25 protein-coding genes are annotated in these 24,547 nt (G+C 69.8%); 8 read left to right on the forward strand and 17 right to left on the reverse strand.

Translation table 11 applies throughout. The features are described 5' to 3' along the window. Positions 1-257 precede the first annotated feature (257 nt). The 5 genes from ABZU46_RS08880 to ABZU46_RS08900 all read right to left on the reverse strand — a co-directional run bounded on the left by ABZU46_RS08880 (position 258) and on the right by ABZU46_RS08900 (position 3,466). Positions 258-1,067, reverse strand: a complete 810-nt coding sequence (locus ABZU46_RS08880; protein WP_354855872.1) for a DUF6082 family protein — start codon at positions 1,065-1,067, stop codon at positions 258-260. A gap of 33 nt (positions 1,068-1,100) precedes the next feature. Then, positions 1,101-1,715, reverse strand: coding sequence for a DUF6879 family protein (locus ABZU46_RS08885; RefSeq protein ID WP_354855873.1), 615 nt, complete (start codon positions 1,713-1,715; stop codon positions 1,101-1,103). Further along, positions 1,708-1,977 (reverse strand): hypothetical protein, encoded by a 270-nt coding sequence (locus tag ABZU46_RS08890; RefSeq protein ID WP_354855874.1) that lies wholly within the window; start codon positions 1,975-1,977, stop codon positions 1,708-1,710. The genes ABZU46_RS08885 and ABZU46_RS08890 overlap by 8 nt, the downstream gene beginning before the upstream one ends. A 140-nt stretch (positions 1,978-2,117) precedes the next feature. Continuing rightward, positions 2,118-3,179 (reverse strand): FAD-binding oxidoreductase, encoded by a 1,062-nt coding sequence (locus tag ABZU46_RS08895; protein ID WP_354855875.1) that lies wholly within the window; start codon positions 3,177-3,179, stop codon positions 2,118-2,120. Continuing rightward, a complete protein-coding gene (locus ABZU46_RS08900) occupies positions 3,176-3,466 on the reverse strand; it encodes a hypothetical protein (protein ID WP_354855876.1) in 291 nt (96 codons plus the stop codon). The genes ABZU46_RS08895 and ABZU46_RS08900 overlap by 4 nt, the downstream gene beginning before the upstream one ends. A gap of 128 nt (positions 3,467-3,594) precedes the next feature. Here ABZU46_RS08900 and ABZU46_RS08905 point away from each other — a divergent pair, with 128 nt between their 5' ends. From ABZU46_RS08905 to ABZU46_RS08915, 3 genes are all read left to right on the forward strand, one after another. Further along, complete coding sequence (locus ABZU46_RS08905; protein WP_354855877.1) at positions 3,595-4,860, forward strand: helix-turn-helix domain-containing protein; 1,266 nt, start codon at positions 3,595-3,597, stop codon at positions 4,858-4,860. Beyond that, a complete protein-coding gene (locus ABZU46_RS08910; protein ID WP_354855878.1) occupies positions 4,857-5,396 on the forward strand; it encodes an isochorismatase family cysteine hydrolase in 540 nt (179 codons plus the stop codon). The genes ABZU46_RS08905 and ABZU46_RS08910 overlap by 4 nt, the downstream gene beginning before the upstream one ends. 68 nt (positions 5,397-5,464) lie before the next feature. Further along, positions 5,465-5,977, forward strand: a complete 513-nt coding sequence (locus tag ABZU46_RS08915) for a flavoprotein (RefSeq protein ID WP_354855879.1) — start codon at positions 5,465-5,467, stop codon at positions 5,975-5,977. A 90-nt stretch (positions 5,978-6,067) separates the two neighbouring features. On the opposite strand, the gene ABZU46_RS08920 is transcribed toward ABZU46_RS08915, so the two are convergent. Both ABZU46_RS08920 and ABZU46_RS08925 read right to left on the reverse strand, forming a co-directional pair. Then, on the reverse strand, positions 6,068-6,451 hold the full coding sequence (locus ABZU46_RS08920) for a very short patch repair endonuclease (RefSeq protein ID WP_354855880.1): 384 nt from the start codon (positions 6,449-6,451) through the stop codon (positions 6,068-6,070). Between the two features lie 395 nt (positions 6,452-6,846). Next, entirely contained in the window at positions 6,847-8,151 is a 1,305-nt protein-coding gene (locus ABZU46_RS08925; protein ID WP_354855881.1) for a DNA cytosine methyltransferase, read from the reverse strand. A gap of 176 nt (positions 8,152-8,327) precedes the next feature. On the opposite strand from ABZU46_RS08925, the gene ABZU46_RS08930 reads away from it, so the two are divergent. Further along, positions 8,328-8,750, forward strand: a complete 423-nt coding sequence (locus ABZU46_RS08930) for a DUF4259 domain-containing protein (protein WP_354855882.1) — start codon at positions 8,328-8,330, stop codon at positions 8,748-8,750. Between the two features lie 105 nt (positions 8,751-8,855). On the opposite strand, the gene ABZU46_RS08935 is transcribed toward ABZU46_RS08930, so the two are convergent. The 4 genes from ABZU46_RS08935 to ABZU46_RS08950 all read right to left on the reverse strand — a co-directional run bounded on the left by ABZU46_RS08935 (position 8,856) and on the right by ABZU46_RS08950 (position 12,784). Continuing rightward, on the reverse strand, positions 8,856-9,599 hold the full coding sequence (locus ABZU46_RS08935) for an Eco29kI family restriction endonuclease (protein WP_354855883.1): 744 nt from the start codon (positions 9,597-9,599) through the stop codon (positions 8,856-8,858). Between the two features lie 256 nt (positions 9,600-9,855). Beyond that, positions 9,856-10,155, reverse strand: a complete 300-nt coding sequence (locus ABZU46_RS08940; RefSeq protein ID WP_354855884.1) for a helix-turn-helix transcriptional regulator — start codon at positions 10,153-10,155, stop codon at positions 9,856-9,858. A gap of 266 nt (positions 10,156-10,421) precedes the next feature. Further along, the gene (locus ABZU46_RS08945) at positions 10,422-11,675 is read right to left on the reverse strand and encodes a cellulose binding domain-containing protein (protein WP_354855885.1); all 1,254 of its coding nucleotides are present in this window, start codon (positions 11,673-11,675) and stop codon (positions 10,422-10,424) included. Beyond that, positions 11,672-12,784 carry a ricin-type beta-trefoil lectin domain protein gene (locus tag ABZU46_RS08950; protein ID WP_354855886.1) on the reverse strand — a complete coding sequence of 371 codons (1,113 nt, stop codon included), beginning with the start codon at positions 12,782-12,784 and terminating at the stop codon, positions 11,672-11,674. The genes ABZU46_RS08945 and ABZU46_RS08950 overlap by 4 nt, the downstream gene beginning before the upstream one ends. 289 nt (positions 12,785-13,073) lie before the next feature. Between ABZU46_RS08950 and ABZU46_RS08955 the strand changes: the two genes are divergently transcribed. After that, positions 13,074-13,511 carry a VOC family protein gene (locus ABZU46_RS08955; RefSeq protein WP_354855887.1) on the forward strand — a complete coding sequence of 146 codons (438 nt, stop codon included), beginning with the start codon at positions 13,074-13,076 and terminating at the stop codon, positions 13,509-13,511. A 243-nt stretch (positions 13,512-13,754) separates the two neighbouring features. Here the strand turns inward: ABZU46_RS08955 and ABZU46_RS08960 are convergent, their stop codons facing one another. From ABZU46_RS08960 to ABZU46_RS08975, 4 genes are all read right to left on the reverse strand, one after another. Beyond that, on the reverse strand, positions 13,755-14,996 hold the full coding sequence (locus ABZU46_RS08960; RefSeq protein ID WP_354855888.1) for a hypothetical protein: 1,242 nt from the start codon (positions 14,994-14,996) through the stop codon (positions 13,755-13,757). A gap of 153 nt (positions 14,997-15,149) precedes the next feature. Further along, on the reverse strand, positions 15,150-16,280 hold the full coding sequence (locus tag ABZU46_RS08965; RefSeq protein WP_354855889.1) for an epoxide hydrolase family protein: 1,131 nt from the start codon (positions 16,278-16,280) through the stop codon (positions 15,150-15,152). Positions 16,281-16,423: 143 nt separating this feature from the next. Beyond that, on the reverse strand, positions 16,424-16,969 hold the full coding sequence (locus ABZU46_RS08970) for a hypothetical protein (protein WP_354855890.1): 546 nt from the start codon (positions 16,967-16,969) through the stop codon (positions 16,424-16,426). Positions 16,970-17,015: 46 nt separating this feature from the next. Continuing rightward, on the reverse strand, positions 17,016-18,164 hold the full coding sequence (locus tag ABZU46_RS08975; RefSeq protein ID WP_354855891.1) for a hypothetical protein: 1,149 nt from the start codon (positions 18,162-18,164) through the stop codon (positions 17,016-17,018). Positions 18,165-18,408: 244 nt separating this feature from the next. Here ABZU46_RS08975 and ABZU46_RS08980 point away from each other — a divergent pair, with 244 nt between their 5' ends. Beyond that, positions 18,409-19,962, forward strand: coding sequence for a gluconokinase (locus ABZU46_RS08980; RefSeq protein WP_354855892.1), 1,554 nt, complete (start codon positions 18,409-18,411; stop codon positions 19,960-19,962). A gap of 189 nt (positions 19,963-20,151) precedes the next feature. After that, complete coding sequence (locus ABZU46_RS08985) at positions 20,152-21,696, forward strand: SLC13 family permease (protein ID WP_354855898.1); 1,545 nt, start codon at positions 20,152-20,154, stop codon at positions 21,694-21,696. 14 nt (positions 21,697-21,710) lie between these two features. On the opposite strand, the gene ABZU46_RS08990 is transcribed toward ABZU46_RS08985, so the two are convergent. Further along, the gene (locus ABZU46_RS08990; protein WP_354855893.1) at positions 21,711-21,995 is read right to left on the reverse strand and encodes an antibiotic biosynthesis monooxygenase; all 285 of its coding nucleotides are present in this window, start codon (positions 21,993-21,995) and stop codon (positions 21,711-21,713) included. Positions 21,996-22,151: 156 nt separating this feature from the next. Between ABZU46_RS08990 and ABZU46_RS08995 the strand changes: the two genes are divergently transcribed. After that, positions 22,152-23,585: a serine hydrolase gene (locus ABZU46_RS08995; RefSeq protein WP_354855894.1), complete on the forward strand. Its 1,434-nt coding sequence runs from the start codon at positions 22,152-22,154 to the stop codon at positions 23,583-23,585. Between the two features lie 7 nt (positions 23,586-23,592). On the opposite strand, the gene ABZU46_RS09000 is transcribed toward ABZU46_RS08995, so the two are convergent. Next, positions 23,593-24,393 carry a hypothetical protein gene (locus ABZU46_RS09000; RefSeq protein WP_354855895.1) on the reverse strand — a complete coding sequence of 267 codons (801 nt, stop codon included), beginning with the start codon at positions 24,391-24,393 and terminating at the stop codon, positions 23,593-23,595. Positions 24,394-24,547: the final 154 nt, after the last annotated feature.

Below are 24,547 nucleotides of genomic sequence, written 5' to 3' on the forward strand. Positions count from 1 at the left end.
ACGATTTTCGGACCCTATCGCCCCGAGTCCTGCTAGCGGGACCCCAGGTACTCGGCTGTTCAGCCGGTCCACGCTGGCCTATTTGCGCTGTCAACTAACCCGGCTGTCGATATTGCCCCAAGACAATCAGCCATGGGTGTCAGGCATCTTCCCTGGTCATCGCCGCGTCCGGCTCCCCTGCCTCGTGGGCCGAACCACCGCCAGAGATCGTCAGCGGCGGCCGATGCGCTTGGAGGTCTGTCCGATATCCGACAATGCTACGTCGGTGCTGCCAGGCCGACAGCATCGTTGTCTTGCGCCTGCGACGCGTCGCCGCGGACCCGGTTGGCCGCGCCGATGTCGAAGAGGCGGGTGTCGTAGTAGTAGAACGACACCGACCCGCTGCCGAGGTTGTAGTGCGCCGACTCGACCCGAAACTGCCACTGCCAGGTGGCGAGGCTCTGCCGGCCGCAGTCGGAGAGCCGGCCCCGGGGGTAGCCGTAGTTGGGCCACTCGTAGAAGCAGTACCAGCCCGAGGGGCAGTCGGCGGCGACCAGCGTCGGCCCACGTGCCTCTGCCCAGAATCGGCGGCCAACGTGCCCCTTGAAGAACTGGTCCGCGAGCACTTCCAGGTGCTGGGCGGTGAGAACATCCACCTCCCACATCAGCTGCCAGTGGGACACGATCAGGTTTGCGTAGACGTGCTTGCGGAACCATTCGACGTCAACAGCGTCCTCGATCGGCCCCCAGCATTCGAGTAGCGCGGGATCGTCGATCGCCATCTTGAGCAGGTCGGTGTGGAGGGCGCGCAGAGCCTGCTCGCGGGCCGCCTTGGCCTCCCGTGCCTGCAGCGCCAACGACGCCACCACGCCGATGAGCGCGAGAGCCGCGAGGATCGCCGACGCCGCACCGTACGTCTGGCCGACGTTGCCCAACAGAGGCCAGTCATACCCGGGTCGCCTACCGATCCAGAGCAATACGGCGGGCGAGAACAGGACGGCGGCCAGCATGGCCAGGACGGCAAGGGGCAGGATCATTGGCGTGCCGGGTCGACGGGCCAGATAGGACACCATCCGGAGTCGGGGCACACTGCCTCCACGCTCGCTGGTGGAGGCAGGCTACTACAGCTGCGGCGGTCCCGGCCTTGTCGCGTCGACCTCTCGACGGAAGAAGGATTCGAAGGGCTCAGCCTGCTCAAGCAGCGACAGGATGCGACTTCGGCAGCCCTCCACCACGGCCGGTTCGACTGTCTTTTCCGCACCGATCGGCATGCCGGAGGGGTCGTAGAGAACCTCATAGACGGCTTGACGACCCACCACCATCAGCTCCGGAACCGTGCCCGCCGCAGCCTCCCACGCGCTGACCGATCGCGCGTCCAGGACGCGAATCTGCTCCCCCGCCTCCGCCCGGTAGCGGAGGAAATGCAGCTCCCAGGTGAGATACGGCGTCAGGGGCAGCTCGACGATCCGCAGGCGCCGAAGCCCGGAGCCGAGCTGGTCAAGGTGCTTGAAGAACGCCACCAACTCCGGGTTCGGCTCGGCGGCGATCCGAAGAGCGTCCTCCCACCGACCGTCGGCGTACGCCTCCCAGCTGGGGTTCCCCGGCTCGCGGAACGTCTGGATCCGCTCGGTCTTGAGGATGGGGCCGTCGGTCGACTCGACGGTGGCGTAGAAGTCGGCGTCGTACTCGGGAAGGCTCAGCCGCTGCCGGACGACCGCATCCAACAGGTCACGCATCGGGGATGTCCGGCTTGGCGGCCACGAGCATGCTTCGCGGAATGACGACGACCCGTTCGTCTGCACCAACGCTCACACCATCGGGCAGTCGGGTGGCAAGCACATCGGTCAGATCGCGCCCAATGACAGCGACATCGCCGTTCGAGAGCTCCCAGACGTCGGGGCAGGTCGTCGTTCCCCCGCTCTCACCCAGCTCTGCGGCTGACTTGCCGAGTCTGCGCGAGCAGCGTGCAGTGCGGTCTGCTTCCCAGTGTCCAGACATGTTCGACTCCCACGATTGTGGATTGGCGGTCAGGCTAAAAGGCGAGGGCCAAGGTCCAGACTGAAATCCTCGTGTTTTCGGATAGGAGAAAGTGAATCTATTGACGCCGCACAGGGCGTCTCGGCTGCCCTGGACGGCCGTCAGCGGGTGAAGGTGACCGGCGTGTGGATGCGGGCGGCGGGGAAGCCGAGAGCCAGCAGCCGCGACCGGGCGCCGGCCAGCATCGCGGGCGGACCGCACACGTAGACGTCCTGGTCGGGTTGGTGGTGGTCGAGAGCGATGGTGAGGGCGTCACCCTGCTCGGCCGGCTCGGCGCAGGGGTCGTCGGAGAACGCCGGGACGATCGTCAGCCAGTCGTGCGCGCGTTGCAGCTTGTCGAGGGCGATCGCGTCGTACAAGTCGACGAAGGCGCGGACGCCGACGACCAGGGTCACCCGCCGGCCGTCCGGTGCGGCGGCGACCTGCTCGACCAGGGCGCGCAGCGGTGCCAGGCCGGTGCCACCGGCGACGAGCAGCAGATCGCCGGTACGCGTCGGGTCCAACCGCAGGCCACTGTTGCCGGGTGGGCCGAGCCAGAGCAGCTCGCCGGGGCGTACCTCATGAACCAGGCGGTGGGAGACGGCGCCGGCGGGTACGGAGCGGACGTGCAGCTCGACGGTGCCGTCGGCGCGTGGGGCGTTGGCCGGGGAGAGCCAGCGCCAGCGGCCGGGCAGGCGTGGTGTGCAGACGGGGACGGCCTGGCCGGGGTGGTGGGGCAGCCGCCGCCAGGGACGTACCGTCAGGATGGCGATGCCTGGCGACGGCCGATCGTGGCCGATCACCTGGGCGGGCCACCAGGCCGGACCGTCGCCGACGCGGGCGGCGGCGCGACGGACGGCGTGCGTGGCGTAGTCCACAGCTCGCTCCCCGACGGTCGTCCACAGGGGATGCGGTGCGTTCCGGGCCAGGGTGGCGAGCAGCGCGTCGCCGATGGTGGTGGCGTGTGGGAGCAGGTCGTAGCGACGGTACGCGCGGCCGAGCACCATGAGCAGCGCCGCCCGGCCCGCCCGATCGTCACCGCCGGCCACGAGGCTGCCCAGCGTGGCGAAAAACAGCGACGCCTCGCGCTGCGGCAACAGCCCGGGGCAGCGGTCCTCCAGGGTGCACCAGAAGTCGGCGGCCGCCCGGTCGTCGACCGACGCCCAAGCGGCGGCGAGGCTCATGCGGCCACCTCGAACGCCCGCCTGACCTGGGCAATCCGGCCGTCCGGCAGCTCGGCCGCCCTCAGGACGGCCTCCAGGTAGTCGACGACCCGCCGATGCTGCGCCTCCGACAGCCCCAGACCGCACCATTGGGTTGCGTTCCCGTCGAGCACGGTGACCAGGTGCGCGGCGAGCCGGCCCAGATCAACCCCGATGAGGTACGGCGACAGCTCCGCGTCCGCCGCGACCAGGCGCAGCCAGCGGGCGACCAGGTCGGCCGGTGTCGTGAGTTGCTCAGGGGTGGTCATGGCGGCTCCGAGACGTCGACGGATCGAGTGGCGCCGGGGCGGGCGGGTGCGGGACTGCGCCGTTGAGGGCCGGCGCAGCTCCGGAGCCAGCACCCGCCCCGGGCCATGCGTCCACCCTGGCCAGGCCCTTGGCTTCCCGGTATGACTACTCGCTGTATCTGCGCTGTACCTACGCTGCACCGGGAGCCGATAGGCTGCCGGAAGCGGCCATGATGCGATGGGAGGCGAGAGCTTTGCCGACTGTCGAAGCGTGGACAGGCCGCGAAACCCGTGCGCTGCGCCAAGCGCTGCGGATGAGCATTCGCGACTTCGCGGAGAACCTCGGTGTCAGTGAGCGCACCGTCTCCAAGTGGGAGGCAGGCCGAGAAGCGGTTCATCCTCGACCGGAGATGCAGGCCGCTCTGGACACCGTGCTGAGTAGAGCCGACAGCCAGGTGGCAGATCGCTTCGTCAGCACCACCAGCAGAGCCGCCCCCCAGCCCAGCACGGTCAGTACGGGTTACCGGGTCCAGTCCCACAAGTTCATTCCGGCCTATGTGGGCGCAGCCGCAGCCGCGGAGTTGGTAGCGCAAGGAGCCTTCCAGCCACGTCACCACGAGTGGCTGGAGGTCGCAGTCGCGGGGTTGCCCCATCCAGGGGGAACGTGTACCGCTCACGTCTTCGCCTGCGGTGTCATGGTGCTGCACATCGCGCAGCAGCTGCACTTTTCTGCTCTGACCGCTCTGGCGGCATGGCGATACGCCAGCTACGAGAATGACGTGCCCTGGGCAGCCGAGCAGGTTGCGAGACTTCTCTCGCCTCTTCCCTCCTCCGCCAACGTCGGGCCCGAGTACGTGCTGTCGATGTACGTCCTGGAGGAGTCGGCCTGGACCGGGGACGAGCTTGAGAACGCCCTGCGCTTGATGAGCCTGCCGTCCGTGCTGGTCAACCGTCACGCAAAGTCCTGTCCCGAACCAGTGGGTGACCACGTCGAGCGCCGGTTGCTAGCCCTAGGCTTCGATCAGCCCTCCCTTCAGCCCTTCGGCGTGCAGGGAGTCTCGGTCGGCTACGCCAGTTGGGCAGGAGTCGCCTACCATGCCCTGTCACCCGAGCGGGCGCTCATGGTTGACGACCTGGTGTCCTGTGAGGTGGACGTGCAGATGCTCTGGGCCTACTGCCGCCACATCGAGCGCCAGGTCGAAGACGGGCGAGACCCGGTCGTGCCGCCCGAGTTCGGCTGGCGTTTTCTGCGCGCTGCCCACTCCCGATTGACGACAGCCAGGGCCCGTGAGACGGCGCAGCACTGCATGATGCGCGAGGCGACGCTCTCAACGAGCGGCCTACCGGCACGTCTGATGCAGGCGCAGGTCGCCCTTCGCGAGACTGCGGCGTTGAGTGGCAGAGTCGACGGATGAGTGAGAGACGCGCCGCGCTGATCGTCATCGACATGCAAAACGGCTTCATCAACGATCGAAGCCGGGGCGTCATCCCGAAGGTCGTCGAGCTGGTCGAGCATTGGGAGGCGACCGGGCGGCCGGTGGTGTTCACTCGCTATCACAACTACCCGGGCAGCCCGTTCGAACGACTGATCCATTGGTCCTCGGTGCAGCATCCTCCCGAGACGGAAATCGTGCCCGAGCTGGCGGAGCATGCGAGCCGTGCCAGAGCGGTGATAGACAAGAAGATCTACTCGTACTTCTCGGCCGACGGCGCTGCCCTGACGGAACGGGAGGGATGGACCGACCTGCTGTTCTGTGGTGTAGCGACGGAGAGCTGCGTGTTGAAGTCAGCGGTCGACGCCTTCGAACGTGACCTGACACCGTGGTTCGTGACGGACGCGTCCGCCAGCCACGGCGGACAATCCGCACACGAGGCGGGCCTGTTGGTTGCGCGCCGGTTCATCGGAGCCGGGCAGCTCATCAGCACCGACGACGTGCGCGTCAAATTCTGAGAGACGCCACGACGACCCGGCTCGTATCCAGTCGATCGCACGTCGTCCGACTCGGGCAGACTGCGGTCATGACGGAACGCCCGGTGCTGTATCTGGTCGTCTGCGCTGCCGGCCCCGCGGAGCACATCGACGAGCTGGTCGACCTGCTGATCGCCGACGGGTGGCGGGTGTGCATGATCGTCAGTCCCACCGCCGCGCCGTGGCTCGACCGCGCGGCCTTGCAAGAAAAGACCGGCTATCTCGTACGCGTCGAGTGGCGCATGCCCGGCGACCCCGAGCCGCACCCACCGGCCGATGTGGTGGTGGCCGCGCCCGTCACGTTCAACACGGTGACGAAGTGGGCGCTGGGCATCAACGACACTCTGGCGCTTGGTGTCCTCAACGAGTCGCTGGGCGCGGGCCTACCGATCCTCGCGTTCCCGCACGTCAAGGCGGAGCTAGCCGCCCATCCAGCGTATGCGAGTCACGTGGCCGTGCTGCGCGCTGCCGGTGTTGCCGTCGCCCACGGGAAGACGATCAGCCCGGCGCCAGATCGCTGGAGTGCGGTCATCGAGGAAGCGCGGACGGTTCGCCATTCTTGAGGAGCTGCCACCTCTCCTCATGTCGCGCGGCACCGCACACGGCGCCAGGAACGCCGCCGCCGGACTGCCCAAATGGAAGGTCAGAGAAACTCAGGAATTCGTAATCGCCCCTCGAACCACACCTTCAACACGGCCCGCAGCCTGCGTAGGGTCTTCGTGCTCCCAAACTCGTATTACAGACCAGCCCTCGTCAGAGAGCAGTTGGTCTGTCTCTCGGTCACGGGCGCGGTTCGCGTCGATTTTTTCGCGCCAGAAGCGGTCATTGACGCGGGCGGGGCGATAGTGCTCAGGGCAGCCATGCCAGTAACAGCCATCGACGAATACAGCTACGCGGGCGGCAGGAAACACGATGTCCGCAGTTCGGCGCAGATTCCGCAACGGTCGGCCGTTGACCCTGTAGCGCAAACCTCTCTTGTGCAAAATCGAACGTAGCCGCAGTTCGGGTCCAGTGTCACGGGACTTGTTGGCGCGCATAACGGCCCGTACGCTCGGATTCTTCGCCCAAGACGTCTTGCCGGCGTCAGGCGGGGTGAGAAGATGCCTCGCCCACGCCAGGCGCCAACCCTCGGCCAGGTTCTCCTGCCGGGTAGCGTATTCAACCTCGCCGAGATAGCGAGTGGGTGAGCGGCCCTTATCGGACCAGCGTAGGTAGGCCCGGATCCTACGAGTCCGAGGCAACAGTTTGAGTTCGACAGACGCGCGCGCCTGCCGGCCGTCGCCGAGGTCGACCCAACGCCGGTCGGGCCCGCCGGCAGCGCGATCCTGCTCAAGCGACGCAGCTCTCCGAGTGCGCCCCTGCTGGCCCTTCCAAGCCTTCGGATCCGGCGACTTGTCCGCCCAGCCGCTGTCGAGCCGGGTCGCAGTCGTTGTCACCGCTGGCTCTCGGCCTCATCGAGCGCGGCCGCGATGGCTTGGGCGAAGAACTCACCGAGCGCGACCGGCACAGCGTTGCCAAGCTGGCGCATCTGCTCCCCTCGCGGACCAGCGAGCTTCCAGTGATCGGGGAACGTCATGACTCGTGCCGTTTCCCGCACCGTCATGTAGCGATGCCGGTAGGGGTACGGCGAGTCATTGAGATCCTCAGGTAGGAGCTCATCGGTCAGTAGCACGGACTCGCCGCCCGGCACGCCGTGCACTCCGGCCTTGACCGTCTTTGCCGGCCGGTCCAGTTCGTTCGGCGTGTGACCAACGTAAATACGCGCGTTCGGCCAACCGATGTGGTCCGTAACTCCGCCAAGGTTGTATTCCCGACGATCAAGCCTCTCCCAGGGAACGGGGGGAAGAGGAGATTGTCCACCAATTCCCTTAAGGGCATCCCGCATCGTACGCCACGGAAGCAGTCCATCGTCCAGAGGAGGGGTAGCCGGCAATCGGGACATGACACGTCGGCGTACATGGTCAGGCACTTCGGCATGCCTTTCCCAGTAAGCGCCATCAAGCATCGACCGGATCAACGCGGCTTCCGAATATCGCGGACGTACCGCCTCCCGAAAGCGATCGACGTTAACTCCAAGATCCGAACGGAACGCCACCATGATGATCCTGTTACGGACCTGTGGCACGCCGTAGTCAGCCGCGTTTACCTTGGTAGTGATGACCTGGTACCGCTGCTTGGGATCGGACGGCTCCTCAGCGAGACGCGCGCGCAACACCTCGTCATGGTCACGCCAAGTGGCGTCTCCGTTGCGCTCCTCGAAGGGGAGCTGCAACTCACGCTCGATGTACTCGAAGTACGGCCTAAACGACGGGCGCAATAGCCCGCTGACGTTCTCGCAGATGACGGCCTTCGGCTGAATCTGGCGGATGGCGCGGAACATCTCCGGGAACATGTTGCGCTTGTCCTCGTCACCCCGTGCGACGCCACCCAAGCTGAACGGCTGGCAGGGCGGCCCCCCGGCTAGGAGATCTACCCGGTCCCATAAGTAGCCAAATTCGACCCGGGACACGTCGCCCTCGACCAGGGGCCACCGCTGGCCGGTTGAAGGGATCCACTCGTCCTCTCCCCTCGACACGGCGGCGTTGGCTTTGAGCGTGTCGCACGCGTACTTCACAAGCTCATTGACCAGTAAGGGCCGGAAGCCCGCTCGATGCACAGCCATGGCCAACCCACCGCCACCAGCGAACAACTCCACCGAGGTGCGGTCATTAACTGGCTCTCCTGACGGCTCAAGCATCGCGGAAGCATACCGCGGAGTTGTGGATCTAGAAAGTGACACGCCGGCCCGAAGCCACTGCGGGTGGGCTTCCTGGGACGACCACGGCGGCGACCACAACCAAAGAGTCCCAGCGGCTGGCCCTCCGGTCAGCCCGTCAGAGGCGATGTGGTTTGGTTACGACCACAGGAGGAGCGATGGCGACGTGGCAGCTAGGTCCCTTCGACAACGACGACGCGGTCGAGTGGTGTGTAGCGCTGGAGAACACAGCACCCGATCAACGGTCGAACTTCGTCCGTCGCACCCTCGACGCCGCCGTCTCGGCGGGGCGCGCCCTCACTCCCGAGGACGCCGCTCAAACCATCGCCGCCGCCGCGACCTTGTTGCAGTCGGTGGCTGGAACACCGCCGTCAGAATCGGCCTACGCGCCGCGCTTTCTCCTCGGCCGCGAAGACATCCTGGTCACTCCACAGTTGCTTGACGTGGCCACGCGGGCTCTTGACACGGTACTCGCCTATGATTCGGCATGGCGCCTACGTTGGGCTGAGGATATAGAAGAGGAAGAAGCGTTCGGAGTCATCGAGGAGCTTCGCGCTAATCTTGCTACGGTGACGCTATAAATTAGGGCATCTACGACTGCCCCTTGGCTAGGTCGAGGTTCCCTCACGGCGCTCGCCACGATCACGGGAACCCTCACGTGCAGGCACCTTATTCAGCGCCAATGATTAGAGATCCCTGAGCAGCCCTTCAAGCGGTGTTAGGCCCTCTTCGACGACCATCGCTTCTTGGACTTCCTGGCCGACCACCGGCACGGCGTCCAGATTCGGAGGCACAACCGCAGCGAGATGAGTACCTACTTCATATCGAAGATCGTGAGCACTCTTTTTGGTCGCTGGCCGTTTCGCAGCCCATGCTCGACCGGGGTGCAGCATGTCCCACGAGGAACGAGCCTGCTCTCCCCGACCCTTACCGGGATCATGGTTTCCAAAGCCGTCGATGAGCACGTTCCAGACCGGCCGGTAATGCCCAATCAGCAACGCCTCCGCGAGTGGGACCCAGATGTCATCCGCGACAAGGTAGCGGCATCGGAAGTCCGCAAGACGTAGGCCAGCTTGCCCGCGCTCGTCGCTGTACGCCTCAGCAAGCTGCACCGACCTGGCGTGCTGCTTGAGCCGGTTGAACAGGGCAGGCTCTGCCGTCGTGCTTTGGAGACCCAGCGCTCCCTGCCGGGCACCGGGGGCGCTGGCACGGCCAACGTATATGGGTATTTCTCCAGGCTCACGCGCTGGCGGAGCGATCGGTCGGTACAGGTCAAGGGTGCCGACGTAATAGATGGCGTAAAGCCCGGCACCAGCAAACGCTGCCTTTGGCGGCAAGGGCGCCAGAGGTCTCGCAAGCAGAGCCCGCTCCACGCTCTTGCCCAGCTCTACACGGTCGAGTGGATTGTAAGGCTTCAAGCGCTCTGACATAGACGTGAGGTTAGCGTCTCATGATCGTTCTGCACAGTTCCCAGCGCAACGAATGCCGATCGGTCCAATGATCGGAACTCCTGGCCGAGCACTCGTGGGACCTCCAGGCTGAACAGACGGGCGAGACGGTGGAGCGGTCGACGTCTGAACGACCGCGATGCCACCTTAGAACTTGGCGGTTCTTGGCTAACCGGACAGGAGATCTTAAGGCTGCGCCCGCAGGACAGCCGAACGATCGCCGCGTAGGCCTGCCCGGTCAGGCGGCGTCCGCGTTCGGCGTGAACCTGACGTCCAGCCTCCTGTCGAGGGCGCGCGCGAGGCGTTCCAGGACCGGCAGAGTCGGCACAGTGCCGCCCGCCTCGAAGCGGGCCACCGCGGACTGCGTCATGCCAGCGGCGTTCGCCAACTGGCTCTGGCTCCAACCGTGCCTCTCCCGCAGGTGACGCACCTCTTGACCAAGCTCGAAGGCGATCCGGGTGGCCTCGTACGTATCGGCTGCCCCTGGCTCCGCCATTCGGCGCTCGCGCAGGTCGTTCCAATCCAGGCGATCACTCATCGCTCTGCCCCCTCGTTCACGACATGTCGCTCCGCCACGCACCGCTCGAATGCGCGGCGGGCCCGATCGACTTCCCGGTCCTCCGCGTCCTCGGGTGGCAGCTCCACATCACCTCAACCCATAGCATCGATGCTATAAGGTGCCGGCCATCTGGGAGCCTCGCCGCGCCCTCGGCGCTGGCGTCACATGACGCTGGCCGAGGGGGCGGCGATCAACCGGTGGCTCCGATCCGAGCCACACGACGTGCGTTCACCACCTACGACTGCTCACGAGCGGGCGCAGGTCGGTGATGTGGCGGCTGGCGTACCCGAGCCGAGGAAGCCGAAGGACGTCGTGCCGCCCGGGGCGAGCGAGCCGTTGTAGGAGACGTTGCGGACCGTCGCGGTCGAGCCGCTGGTGCTCAGCGTGCCGTTCCAGACTTGGCTGATGCTCTGGCCGTTGCTGAGGTTCCACGTGACCGTCCAGCCGTTGACGGCGGCGGTGCCCGCGGTCACGGTGACCTCGCCCTGGAAGCCCCCGGACCACGAATTGACGGTGCGGTACGTCGCGGTGCAGGCAGCGCCGGATGGTGGCGGCGTGGTCGGCGGAGTGGACGTGGGCGGGGCGGACGTGGGCGGGGTGGACGTGGGTGGTGACGTCGGCCCGTCCGGCGGCACCAGGGGGCAGGTGGCGCTGTAGCGCGAGACGCCGGTGCTGTCGGCCAGTGGGCAGAGGAACTGGGTGTAGCGGGTGTCGTTGTCCAGGAACGTCTTGAGCCAGGGGATCAGGAGTCGCATCTCGGTCGGGTTCGACCTGGTGAACGAGAGGTGGTCGTTGCCGGCCAGCTCCGCCCAGGCATGTTCCACGCCGGCGGGCAGGGTGTTGTAGATGCCCTGCACGTAGGAGGGCGTGACCGTGCCGTCGTTCTGTCCCGACAGGAGCATGGTGGGGACCTGCGTGGTGGCCATGTTCAGGTTGTTGCCGGGCGTACCGGGTGCGAGGCCGACCGCCGCCTTCAGGGTCGGCCGCCGGAGGGCGGCGAGGAGGGTTCCGGCCCCGCCCGCCGAGTGGCCCATGACGCCCAGCCGGTTGGGATCGACCCGGTTGCGGATCGGGCTGGTTCGGGTGAGGTAGTCCAGTGCCGCGAGCAGCTGGGTGGCGCGGGCGTCGGCGCCGTCGGTGCGGCTGTTGGTCTCGATGCCGATCACCACGAAGCCGAAGGACGCCAACCAGGGCCCCATCCAGGCTTCCTCGTTGGCGAACAGGGCGGAGTAGCCGGGAACGATCGCTACCGCACCCCAGGTGCCCAGGCTGGTGTCGGTCGGGTAGTAGACGTACCCACCGTTGAAGCCGTTGCCGGCGGGCACGGTCGCCTGTGTCGTGGCGAACGGGCCGCGGGTGGCGGCGACGCTGGCCGGGGTCGGATCCGGACCCCGCTGGTACGGGCTGTCCGCGGCGGCCGCGTCCCGTGTCGCTGTCGCCATCGCCAATCCGAGGACCAGCGCGAGCGCGGCCGTCAGCCATCGTGTTGGCTGCTTCATCGACGGCTCCACTGCTGGTTGGCCTGGCCGGTGCAGGTCCAGAGGACGAGCTTCGTGCCGTTGGCGGTGCCCTGGTTGTACGGGTCCAGGCAGAGGCCGGACTGCACTCCGGTGATGGTGCCGTTGGCGTTGACGTTCCACTGCTGGTTCGTCCCGCCGTGGCAGTCGTAGATGGTGACCTGGGTGCCCGGGGAGGTGCCGTAGCCGGCGGCGTCGAGGCACTTGTTGCCGTAGACGGTCAGCGCCTTGCTGGACGTGTAGGTCCACTGCTGGTTGGTGCCGCCGTGGCAGTCCCACAACTGCACCTGGGTGCCGTTGGTGGTGGAGGAGCCGGGGACGTCGACGCACCTGCCGGACCGGGTGCCCACGATCGTGGTGGTCTGTCCGCCGCCGCTGCTCGGGTTGCCGATGCTTCCGGGGACCGACTGCAACGCGCTGTACCAGCGGGCGGCCATCTTGTCGTAGCCGCCGGCCGTGGGGTGGACGCCGTCGATCAGGTCGGCGGTGGTCAGAGCGCTGTGCATGTCGACCAGGTGCACCCGCTTGCCGGCGTTCACCTTGCTCTGCACGATGCCGGGGATCGCCGCGTTGAAGGTGCGGGCGGCCGCATCCTGTCCGCTGTTGGAGAGCGGAATGAGCTGCGCCACGAAGACCTCGGCGGTGGGTACGGTGCTAGTGATCTTGTCGATCAGGGTGGAGAGCCGGTTCGGCGCGGTGCTCACGTTGTAGTTCTGCAGGATGTCGTTGGTGCCGATGTGCAGCAGGACGGTCTGCGGTCGCTGGGTGTTCAGCCAGCCGACGATGTTGGTGTCGATCTGGTCGATACGCCAGCCGGGATGCCCCTGGTGGTCGTGGTCGCCCAGGCTGGCCGGCCCGTTGAACTGCGATCCGACGAAGTCCACGGTGTACCGACCGGCGGCGAGACGCTGCCAGAGCCCGATGCGGTACCCGCCGGGCACCTGGGTGCCCTCGGTGATGGAGTCGCCGAGCGGCATCACCCGCACCCCGCCGTTGGATTCCGCGTTGGCCGGCCCGGTGGGTGTCACCACTCCGGCGACCACGACACCGAGCGCGGCGAGCGTCGCGAGCCATCGTGCCCTCGTTCGCATAGCTATCTCCCCTGGGTTGGTCGAGCTGGCCGAGGGCATGGGCCGACCGGTGGGGCCGCCACGGGCAGCCGGCAACCGTCTGGGAGCGGGGCCGGCCGGACCGAGCAGCCGCCGGCTGCCGGGCGTTCACCCGGCGCGCGCGCCGATCGTCACATCGGCACGGCGTCACTGCCTCAGCACTGGGACGAGTGTGAGCGTTAACAGCGATGATTGTAGATACATTGGATTGCTCTGGTCTACCGGCAACGTCGGGGCCGGCTGCCGAGGGCTCCCGCGTTAGGTTACGAAGATGGAGCAGCGGATCAGCCTGATCACCCTCGGCGTCTCGGACCTGCCACGCGCCAAGGCGTTCTACGAGCGCCTCGGCTGGCGCGGCCAGGAGGTCGAGGGGACGGTCTTCTTTCAGGCCGGCGGCCTGGCCGTCGTCCTGTGGAGCCGCGACAAGCTGGCCGCCGACGCGGACGTCCCCAACCCGGACACGGGTGGCTTCGGCGGAATGACCCTGGCCCAGAACGTCCGCTCACGCGCGGAGGTCGACGAGGTGATGGCCACCGCGAGCGAGGCCGGGGCCGAGGTGACCCAGCCGGCGCGGGAGACGTTCTACGGCGGCTACGCCGGCTACTTCGCCGACCCGGACGGTCACGTCTGGGAGATCGCCTGGAACCCCGGCTTCACGCTCGGCCCGGACGGCACCCTCACCCTGCCCGACTTCGGCACCGCGACCTGACCCCTGCGATCGGAGATCTTGGACAGTTTCCGTTAGCTGCTAACGGAAACTGTCCAAGATCTCGGTGCGGCGTCACCGGGCCGGGCGCCCGCGACCTCATCTGACCAGCGCCGGCCGAGACGGCGGGCGCGGACCGGCATGGGGCGGCGGTCACGGGCAGAATCGCAGGGCGGTCGCGCGAAGAACGGCACGGCGATCACGCGGAGACCGGCGCGACGGTCACGGGCGGAACGGCTTCGGGGATCACGGCTCGGGCGGCGGGCAGAGCAGCCGTTCCACCAGCGGCAACAGCGGATCCAGGCAAACGGTCAGCAGTGCGGGATCGGGCGTCGCGGTGGGTGCGGACGACGGCGACACGGTGGGTAGGTCCGTCGGCGTCGTGCCGGGCGACGGAGTGGGAGGGCCTGAAGGCGCCGGCGTCGCCTCGACAGTCGGCGACGCCGACGGGGTGACAGCGACGGCTGGCGACGCGGACGGTACGGCGGCGACAGCGGGCGACGCCGAACGGACGGCAACGGCGGCCGGCGACGTCGAAGGCACCGCGACCACGGAGGAGGCGGCAGCGGGGAGCGGTGGACCGGCCGCCGGAGGACCCACCAACTCGACCACGAACGCCGGCTTGACCACGAGGGCCGGCGGCGCTGTCAGGGCAACGGGTGTCCGCAGCGGCGCCCTCGATCCGGCATCCCGTATCGTGGCCGCCTCGGCTCGCCGCATCGGACCGGTCGGCGACGGCCCGACCGCGCCGGGGCCCAGCGCCGCGAACACCACCGCCGCGACGGCGGCGACGGCGAGCGCCCGGCGGTCGGGGCGTACCGCCGTCAACGGCGCGTCGGCCGGCCCGACCGTCGGCAGTGGCACGGGCGGGGATGCCTGGTGCGCGGCCAGCAGGGCGTCGAGCTGCGCGGTGACGGCGGCACGATCCCCGGCAGCCGAAGCAGCCGCGAGGGTGAGATAGAAGCGGACGTTCACGGCGGTGCTGGCCGGGACCAGCAGCCCGGAGAGTCGGCCGTCGTCGTGCAGCAGGGTGACGGGCACGCCGGGGTGGTGGGCGACGCCGCGCAGGTCCGCGTACCGCCACTCGCGCCGGTGCTCGCGGCCGGCGAAGGCCACGCGGTGGCTGGTCACGACGGCCATGCCACTGTCGACGCTCCGCAGGCCCGCAGGCAGGGCCGCGTCGGGTGTCTCGGTGAAGGCGCAGCCGCCGGGCGTGGGCAGGCCGGCGACGTGCCGGGCCTCCGCCTCGACCAGCTCTGCGACGGGTACGACCCGGAAGACGAGTTCGTCGACGTCGAGGTCGACGGGGAGGCCGGTGCGTGGCTGCGTACACCCGAGGAACCCGGCGGCTTCGATCCGTAGCCGGACCAGGTGGTCCCCGCGTAGGCGCCAGGCGGCGGTGGCGTCGCGGTACGCGCGCTGACGCCGCTTGTTCTCGCGCTCGGCCCAGGCGAGCCGCCAGGAGGGAGGTGCCAGCAGTGCGGTCACGGTCACACGCGGTACAACCGCTCACGTACGTGACAGGCAACGCTCGTCGAATCGATGTCTCCCGTTGCGCCCGAAAGGAGAGAATTGACGGGCGGCGACGGCTGCTCCGGCAGAGAACCGGAGCAGCCGCCGATCAGGACGGCAGCGGCAGCCCTACGAGCGCAGCGAGGTGAAGAAGTCCCTCAGCTCAGCGGCGAGCAGGTCCGGTTCCTCCAGCGGCATGAAGTGCCCGCCTCGGCCGGGTTCGCTCCAGTGCCGGATGTCGGTGCAGGCCCGCTCGGCGATCTCCCGGGGGAAGTTGGCCTGCGAGGGTTCGGTGCTCACCGTGAACGCGGCGGGCACGGTGATGTCGGGCCGTGGCGTGTTGTGGCCGAAGTCGACGTACTGCCGGAACGACGAGCCGATCGTGCCGGTCACCCAGTAGAGCGTGATGATCGTGAGCAGCGTGTCGGTGTCGAAGCTGTTCGACAGGTCGCCGCAGTTGTCGCTCCAGTCCCGGTACTTGTCGACGAGCCAGGCGGCCAGCCCGGCCGGGGAGTCGGCCAGCGCCGCCGCGAGGGTGTCCGGCCGGGTGCCCATGATGGCGCTGTAGCCGCCGTCGGTCTCGTCGTACGCGGCCTCGGCGTCCAGAAACGCCCGCTCGGCCGCCGAGAGCGGTCGGTCGTCGAAGCTGGCCGGGAACGGTGGATGGATCATGTGGATGCCGGCCACCTGCTCCGGATACCGGGCGCCGAGCCAGCCGGTGACCACCCCGCCGACGTCACCGCCGAAGGCGCCGTACCGCTCGTAGCCGAGCACGTCGGTCATCAACTCGTGCAGCGTCCGGGCGAGGACCGCCCGGGTCAGCGGCACGTCGGGCAGCTCCGAGTAGCCGAAGCCGGGCAGTGACGGCACCACCACGTCGAACGCGCCCCCGAGAGGGCTGGTCAGCCGGTCGACCAGGGGCAGCATCTCGACGAAGCTGCTGGGCCAACCGTGGCTGAGGAGCAACGGCGGCGGTGCGGGCGTACCGGCCGGGCGGGCCGCGCGGACATGCACGAAGTGCAGCTTCCGGCCGCCGACCAGCGCCAGATACTGGGGGTACGCGTTGAGCGCGGCCTCACGGGCACGCCAGTCGAATCCGTCGTGCCAGTAGGACACCAGGTCCCGCAGGTAGTCGGGATCGGTGCCGCCCTGCCACGGTCGGTGGCCGCTGCGGTCGGTGAAGCGGGTACGGGCCAGCCGGGCCCGCAGGTCGACGAGGACCGCATCGGAGACGTCGATGCGGAACGGTGAAACAGACATGTGTCCTCCGATGAAGGAGGGCGCACTCCCCGACGCGAAGACGTCAGCTGAGGGGGACGGACGAGAAGGGCGCCCAGACGTGACAACTGGTGTTCACGGGGCTCACCTCCTTCTCGTCGCTGACGCGGATCACCGTACCCCAGTCAGCCCGCGCGCCGCCGATGGGGCAGGGGGCCGAGCAGTGGGCCGTCGGCCGGAAACCGCGACCGGGTACGCGGCGGGTACGCCTCGCAGTGCCCGGCCCACTGGTCGGCGGCGACGGCGAGGGCGTCCGCGGAGACGGTGAGGACCAGCGGATAGACGGCGTTGGCCGGCCGGCGCACCCACGGGGGCAGCGACTCGGCGGAGAACTCGACTGTCAACTCCAGCCGGCGGCGGCGGATCGCCCGGGTGCGCAGGGCCAGGTTGGGCTCGGTGAAGCGGACCATCGCCGGGGGCGGGCTCGGCCCGCCGGCCGCCGTCGCCTGACCGTGCAGCCAACTGCCCAGCGCGCGGGCCTCCTCGACCATCAGGCTCGGGTAGTGGTGCGACCAGGTCTGGCCGTCGGCGGTGCGGGCGTCCACCTCGATGAGCAGCCAGTCCTGCCATCCCGGCGCGGCCCGCTCGGGATCGTCGGGCGGGTCGATGCCAGGCTGGTAGCCGACCGGGCGGATCCGCACCCGGGCACCATCATCGGACCGGATCTCCACCCGATCATTCTGGCCGACCGAAGCGGACAATAACCCCCAAATCACGTTACTGAGTGATGGTCCGCCGGACGCCTCGATGCTCGGCGCACGCGCCCGCCCGGCCACCGGCAAGGCTGACCGAGCCGTCCCGGCACTGCACCAGATAGCCCCGGCCCGCCCAGAACTGCGGCACGCAGTCGAACCAGTCGCAGACCTCGGCGGCCGGCCGGCGGATCCGGGTTCCGGCACAGAAGTCGTACCCCAGGGGATTTTCCGGCGCGCCGCAGCGCGGCCCGGCGGTCGCGGTGGACGACGGGCGCGGCGACGACGGCCGCTTCGGCGCGGTGGTGCGCGCGGGCGGCGGGGACACCGGGCGCAGCAGCGCGGGGAGCGCGCTGGGGGTCGACGCCGGAGTGGCCGCCGCCGCGACCTCCGCGCCGCGGGTCGGGCCCGACGGGTTCGAGTCGAGAAGCGCCGCCGGCACCAGTAGGGCGATGCCCGCGGCGACCGCGATGGTCCGACGGCCACCGGGGACGAGCGAGGAGAGCCGGGCCTGCGCCGGCGTGGTCACCGCTGGCCGGAACGGCTTGAGCTGGTCGTGCTCCGCGATCAGCTCGTCGAGCTGGGCGAGCACCGCGGCGCGCTGCTCGATCGCGTCGGCGAAGGCCAGCGTCAGCTTGAACCGGAAGTCCGCCGCCGCGTCGGTGGGCAGCAACAATCCGGAGGTACGCCGCCGGTCCAGCACCTGGATCAGGGTCACCGGCGCCGCCGGGTCGTGGGCCAGGCCGGTCATCCGGCCGTACGCCCAGTCGCGCCGGCCGCGTCCGCCGAGCAGGACCAGCCGACGGCTGGTGATGACGGCCATGCCGGCATCGGTGACGCGTACGCCGTCGGGCCGGCGTGGGCGCAGCGGCGCGGCCGGCGCGGCGACCGTCAGGTCCGGCGCGGGCAGCACCGTCGTGTGTCGCACCTCGACCAGTTGCGCGGCGGGCAGGGCCCACAGCACGACCTCGTCGTCGACCAGCTCAAGTGGGAGGCCCGCGCCGGCCGCCGCGGAGCCCTGGAAGTCGGCGGCCAGGGCGCGCAGCCGCCGTAACTCGTCGTCGCGTCGCCGCCAGGCCGTCTCCGCGCCGCGGTACGTGCTGACCCGCCGCACGTTCTGCCGCTGCGCCCAGCGGTACCGCCACGTGGAACCCGTCGATTCAGTCTTTGCCACGCCGACTCCTTCGCCGCGCAGGCCACCAATCCGGGGTGCACTCGGATTAACAGTGTTGACGGTCGGCCGGGACACGCCAGGACGGGCGAACTATCCGAATGGCGGAGCAACCCGGACGATAGGGCGATACTGCTGCGTCGATTCACCTTCCGTCGTGTCGTGCGGGGCGGTCGCTGTCTCGGTAACGTCAGCCGCAGCCGGGTGGCGACGCCGCCGCACCGCCCGCACGGAGGGGGTGAGGGTCATGCCGCCAGACACCCTGCCCGGTGTGGTGGTCGGGGTCGACATCGGCACCACGAGCACCAAGACCATGGCGTACGACACCGACGGGCGGCTGCTCGCCAGTCACTCCGCCGCCTACCCCCTCGACGATCCGCACCCCGGGTACGCCGAGCAGGACCCGGAGGTGATCCTCGCCGCCGTCGTCGAGTCGATCCGGGCCGTGGTGACCGAGCTGACCGTTCCGGTCTCCGGCCTGGCCTTCTGCTCCGCCATGCACAGCCTCATCGGGCTCGACGCGGCCGGCAACCCGCTCACGCCGTCGGTGACCTGGGCCGACTCCCGCGCCACCCGCCAGGCCGAGCGGCTGCGGGCCGTGCCGTCCGGGCTGGCCCTGCACCGACGCACCGGTACGCCCATGCACCCGATGTCGCCGCTGCCCAAGCTGCTCTGGTTCGCCGAGCAGGAACCCAAGCTCTTCGAGCGCGTCGCGCACTGGGTCGGCATCAAGGAATGGGTGCTGCTGCGACTCTGCGACGCGCTGGTCACCGACCACTCGATCGCCTCGGCCACCGGCCTGATGAACATCCACACCCTCGAGTGGGACACCGAGGCGCTGACCATCGCCGGCATCACCGAGGAGCAGTTGCCCCAACTGGTCGCCACCACCGCCGTCCTGCCCGGCCTCGCCCCGCGGGCCGCCACCGCCCTCGGCCTGCCGCCACGCACCCCGGTGGTGGTCGGCGCCGGTGACGGACCGCTGGCCAACCTGGGCCTGGGCGCGGTGCACCCCGGCATGGTGGCCTGCTCGATCGGCACCAGCGGCGCCATGCGGGTCATGGTCGAACGCCCCGGCGTGGACCCGCTGGGCGGGGTGTTCTGCTACGCGCTGACCGAGGATCGCTGGGCGGTCGGCGGCGCGATCAACAACGGCGGCATCGTCCTCAAGTGGGCGGGCGCGGCGCTCGCGCCGGAGCTGGGCGAGCACCCCGAGGAGGAGCTGGTAGCCCTCGCGGCCCGCGCCCCGGTCGGCTCGGGCGGGCTCATCATGCTGCCGTACCTGCACAGCGAACGCGCTCCACACTGGAGCGCGCTGCCCCGCGGCGCGTACGTCGGGTTGACCCACGGGCACCGCCGCGAACACCTCGTCCGGGCCGCGATGGAGGGGGTCTGCCAACAGCTCGCTCTGGTGCTCAGCTCCGTGCGCGCCGCCGGCAACGAGGTCCGTGAGATCCGGGCCGGTGGCGGTTTCGCCCGCAGTGGCCTGTGGCGGCAGATGCTCGCCGACGTGCTCGGCATGCCGGTGAGCTTCCCGGCCGGCCGCGAGGGGTCGAGCTTCGGTGCCGCGCTGCTCGGCATGCAGGCGCTGGGCCTGATCCCCAGCATCGACGTGGCGGCCGACCTGGTCCGCATCGAGGAGGTCATCCGCCCCGACCCGGCCGCCGCCGCCACGTACGCGGCGCTGCTGCCGCTCTTCGCCGAGCTGTACGACGCGCTGGTGCCCACCTTCACGTCGATGCGTCGGCTGGCACCCGGCCTGCCCGCCGAGCCGGCCACCCCCGCAGGACCACCGATGTAGGCCCTTCGGCCGGCCCCGCCCAGGGCCGACCCCGTCCCGAAGGTCGTGATCGCCGTGCTCCCACCCCTCGCCCTCGCCGAACCGCTGACCTCCCTCGCCACGCCGGCCTGGCTCACCGCGCCGGCCTCTCTCGCGGCCCCGGCCTCGTTCGCGGCCCCGGCTTCGTTCGCGGCCCCGGCTTCGTTCGCGTTGCCGGCCTCGCTCGCGGCACCGGCCGAGCCGGTCACCACCGCCGGCGACGGCCAACTCGTCGTCGCCGCACTGCTCGGCATCGTCGCCGTGGTGCTGCTGATCGCCTGGGCCAAGGTCCACCCGTTCCTGTCGCTGATCCTCGGCGCGGCGGTGCTCGGCGTGGTCGCCAGCGTCGCGCCCGACAAGATGATCACTTCGTTCACCGGTGGCGTCGGCACCACTGTCGGCGGCGTCGGGCTGCTGATCGCGCTGGGGGCCATGATCGGCGGTCTGCTCGCCGAGTCCGGTGGCGCGGACGGCATCGTCAACCGGGTCGTCGGCCGGGTGTCCGGCCGCGCGCTGCCCTGGGCGATGGCCGGGGTGGCGGCGCTCATCGGGTTGCCGCTCTTCTTCGAGGTCGGCGTGGTGCTGCTGGTGCCGATCGTGCTGCTCGTCTCGATGCGGACCGACGTACCGCTGATGAAACTCGGCATCCCGGCGCTGGCCGGCCTGTCGGTGCTGCACGGCCTCGTGCCACCGCACCCCGGCCCGCTGGTGGCGATCTCGTCGCTCAACGCCGACCTGGGCCTGACGCTCGGGCTGGGCCTGCTGGTGGCGATCCCCACGGTGATCATCTCGGGGCCGGTCTTCGGCAACTTCATCGCCCGGTACGTGCCGGCGACCGCGCCGGCCGCACTGCTGCCCACCCGCCGCCAGCCCGCCACCCCCGCGGGCACAGCCGAAGCGACAGGCACCGCCGGAACGACGGGCACGGCCGGGGCGCCGGACCGGCGCGATGTGGACGGTGACCTGCTCACCGACGACGATCTCGTCAACCCGGGCGGCGGTCAACCGGGCGAGCCGGTGGACGACAGCGGCACGGAGACCGCCCGGCGTACCCCGGCGTTCTGGCCCGCGGTGATCACCGTGCTGCTGCCGGTGGTGCTGATGCTGCTCCGCGCGGTCGGCGAGCTGACGCTCAACGAGGGCACGGCGGGCCGCAAGACGCTCGACATCGTCGGCACGCCGATCGTGGCGCTGCTCGCCGGGGTGATCCTGGCGATGTTCACCCTCGGCTACCAGGCCGGATTCAGCCGGTCCCAGGTCTCCTCGGTGCTCGGCGGTTCGCTGCCCCCGATCGCCGGCATCCTGCTGATCGTGGCGGCCGGCGGCGGGTTCAAGCAGGTGCTGGTGGACGCCGGGGTGGGCAACCTGGTCGCCGACGCCGCCAAGGACGCGAACCTCTCGCCGCTGCTGCTGGGCTGGCTGGTCGCGGTCGGCATCCGGGTGGCCACCGGCTCGGCGACGGTCGCCACCATCACGGCGGCGGGCATCGTGGCACCGCTCGCCGCGACCCTGGACCGGCCGGGGGTGGCGCTGCTGGCACTGGCTATCGGCTGTGGGTCGCTGTTCTTCTCGCACGTCAACGACGCCGGGTTCTGGCTGGTCAAGGAGTACTTCGGCCTGACCGTCGGCCAGACCATCAAGAGCTGGTCGGTGATGGAGACGCTCATCTCGGTGGTCGGCTTCGCTGGCGTACTCCTGCTCGATCTGCTGGTGTAGCGCCCGGGGCGGGGTCAGGCCGCCTCGACGCCGGAGATCAGATAACGGTGCACGTCGGCGTCGAGGATGGCCGCCGTCTGGGCGTCGCTCGGCCCGGCGCCGCGGAACGCCGCCAACTGCTCCGGGGACTCCCAGCGCTCGAAGACGTGGATGCGGCCCGGGTCGAGTGGATCCGCCGCGAGCAGGAAGTCGAGGCAGCCGGCCGCCGCGCGGGCCTGTTCGATGACCTGCCGGCAACCAGCGAGGTAGTCGTCGCGGGCGTCCGGCTCGACGAGCAGACTGCCGGCAATGATCAACATAGGCGCCTCCCCGGGCCGGGCATCGCTGATGCCCCTGATACCGCAGAGTCATCTTTATACCTCTGAGGTATGTCGCTCCCGGGGACATCAGCGCCCGGACGGGTGACGGCGGTCCCGGCCGCCCCATCCGCCTCCCACGCTTCTTATCGTGCAAACGTGAGAAAAAGCGACAAGAAGCGCTCATCTTCCCTGTTCGCGCCGCACCCCCACGTACCCCTCGGGTGGCTGGCGGCGGCGGTCGCGCTGGTCGTCGTCGCGACGACCGGGCCGGCCACCGCCGACGGCCCCGGCCCGGCAGCCGGCCCGGACCGCCAGAGCACGCCGGGGTACGGAACCGAGCCAGCCAACGACGGACCGGCGGGGAACGACGGACCGGTCGACGGCGGACCAGCCGACGGGAACGGGCCGGTGGACGGGGGCGGGCGCAGCGACGAGCCGGGCGTGGAGCCCGCGCCGGAGCGGGCGCCGACCAGTGAGGTGTCCTGGCTGTCGTTTCCCGGCGGTGCGTTCGCGGTGGACTCGCTCGGGCACACCGTGCGATACCGGGCCTGCGACGGCGACACCGGCCGGGTCGCCGATCCGGACATGCTGGTCGCCGCCGGGGTGGCCAGCGGCGAGGTCACCGTCGAGGGCAGGAGCTTCCGCTACCGGGTGCCGCTGATCGGGCGCAGCGCGGGCACGCTCGTGGTGTCCGGGCCGCAGGCGCAGCCGGTGGAGCTGACCGGCGTGGTGGTCACCAGCCCGCAGCCGCCCACCGACCCGGCCGAGGGCGCCCGACTGTTCCCGCTCAGCGGGCAGCTCGCCCGGGTGGTCGCCGACGCCAGCCTCAACCCGTCCGGCGCCACCGTCCGGGACCTGTCCGGCCGGTACGGCGACCAGCAGATCTCGGTCAACGGCGCGCTGCGCCCCAAGGCCGCCAGCGTCATCAAGCTGTGGATCCTGGTGGAGCTGCTGCGCCGGGTCGACTGTGGACAGGTCTCGCTCGACGACGGCGTGCTGGTCACCCCGGCGGACGTGGTCGGCGGCACCGGCCAGCTCCAGTTCGAGACGTTCCCGCAGGTGGTCACGCTGTACCGGCTCGCCCGGTACCTGATCAAGTACAGCGACAACGTCGCGGCCAACGTGCTGATCACCTACCTGGGCGGGTTCGCCCCGGTCAACGCGCTGATCGACTCGATGAACCAGCGGTCCACCATCCTTGCCCGCCGGATGCTCGACAGCGCGGCGGCCCAGCGCGGCGAGGAGAACTACACCAGCCCGGACGACGTGGTGTCGCTGCTCGGCGCGGTCTGGGACGGCGAGATCCTCACTCCGGCCTCCCGCGACCTGATGATCGGCTTCATGCGGGAGCAGACCCTGAACACCAAGATCCCGGCGGCGCTGCCACCCGGAGTTCCGGTGGCCCACAAGACCGGCGACCTGCCGGACGCCTCCCACGACGTCGGCTACTACCTGATCCCCGGCACCGAGACCGCCGTCGCGTTCCTCACCGCCGGCCCGATGGCGACCGGCGACGAGACCGTCCGCCGGATGGCCCGGACCGTCTACGACTTCCTGGTCACCCCGAGCGACGGATCGGTGGAGGAGTGAACCGGCGTCAGGCGCCGGGGATGTTCGCCGGCGGGTCCTCCCCGACCAGGTCGGCCGCCGGCGGATCGGCCGTCACCGGCAGCCCGAAATCCGAGTACGTCAGGTCGAGTTGAGCCGTCTTCTCCTGCTCGGTGGCCAGCTCGATCCGGTAACGCACCAACCGGCCCTGCTCGTCCACGCTGGCGGTGAAGGGCACCTTCGCGGCCCGGTCGCCGAGCACCCCGCCGATCCCGCCGCCCAGCACGGCGGCGCTGTCGCGCAGGTCCAGCGTGCCCGCGTACTCCCGGGTGCCGGTCTGGCGGACGGCGGCCGGCGCGGTCAGCGTGCTGGCCAGCCGGGTGTTGTCCAGGCCCTTGTTGGTGACCGGCCGACCCGGCCTGCCGACGTGCCACCAGGTCTTGCCGTCCCAGACCGGGATCCGGCGGTCCGGGGCGCTGACCCGCACGTAGACGTCCGGACCGGTGCTCAGCCGCTCGATCTTCACCTCGCCGTTGGGCACCTTGAGCGAGGTGGTCTCCGTGCCGCGTCGCGCCTTCGGGTCCCACACCAGCACCGTGGTGTCCCCCTCGGCCGTTCCGCCGCTGCCCACCGTCAACCGGTACGGCTGTTCGTCGACCTTCGCGGCGGCGGCGACCAGCACACCGGCCGGATCGGTCGGGGCCGGAGCCGCGCCGGTCGGGGCGGTCGACGTGCCGGCGGACGGGCGGCCCGCGTCCGGCTCGTCACCGGCGGCGACCAGGGCCCACACGCCGGCCGCGACCGCCACGACGAGGACAGCGCCGACGGCGACCAGCTTGGGTTTCTGCACGGTCATCTCCCCTGAGCGGGGCGCGCCCGCCGGCTCGCCGCCGAGGGTGACGAGATCGACGGGCGGTGGCCGCTCCGATCCCGCTGGACGCTCCGGTGACGATGGCGACAGAGGTCATCCGGTCATTGTCGCCCCGGTCGTCCGAGGCCTTGCG

Origin of the sequence: Micromonospora sp. NPDC005197 (assembly GCF_040608295.1) — a bacterium.
GTDB lineage: Bacteria > Actinomycetota > Actinomycetes > Mycobacteriales > Micromonosporaceae > Micromonospora.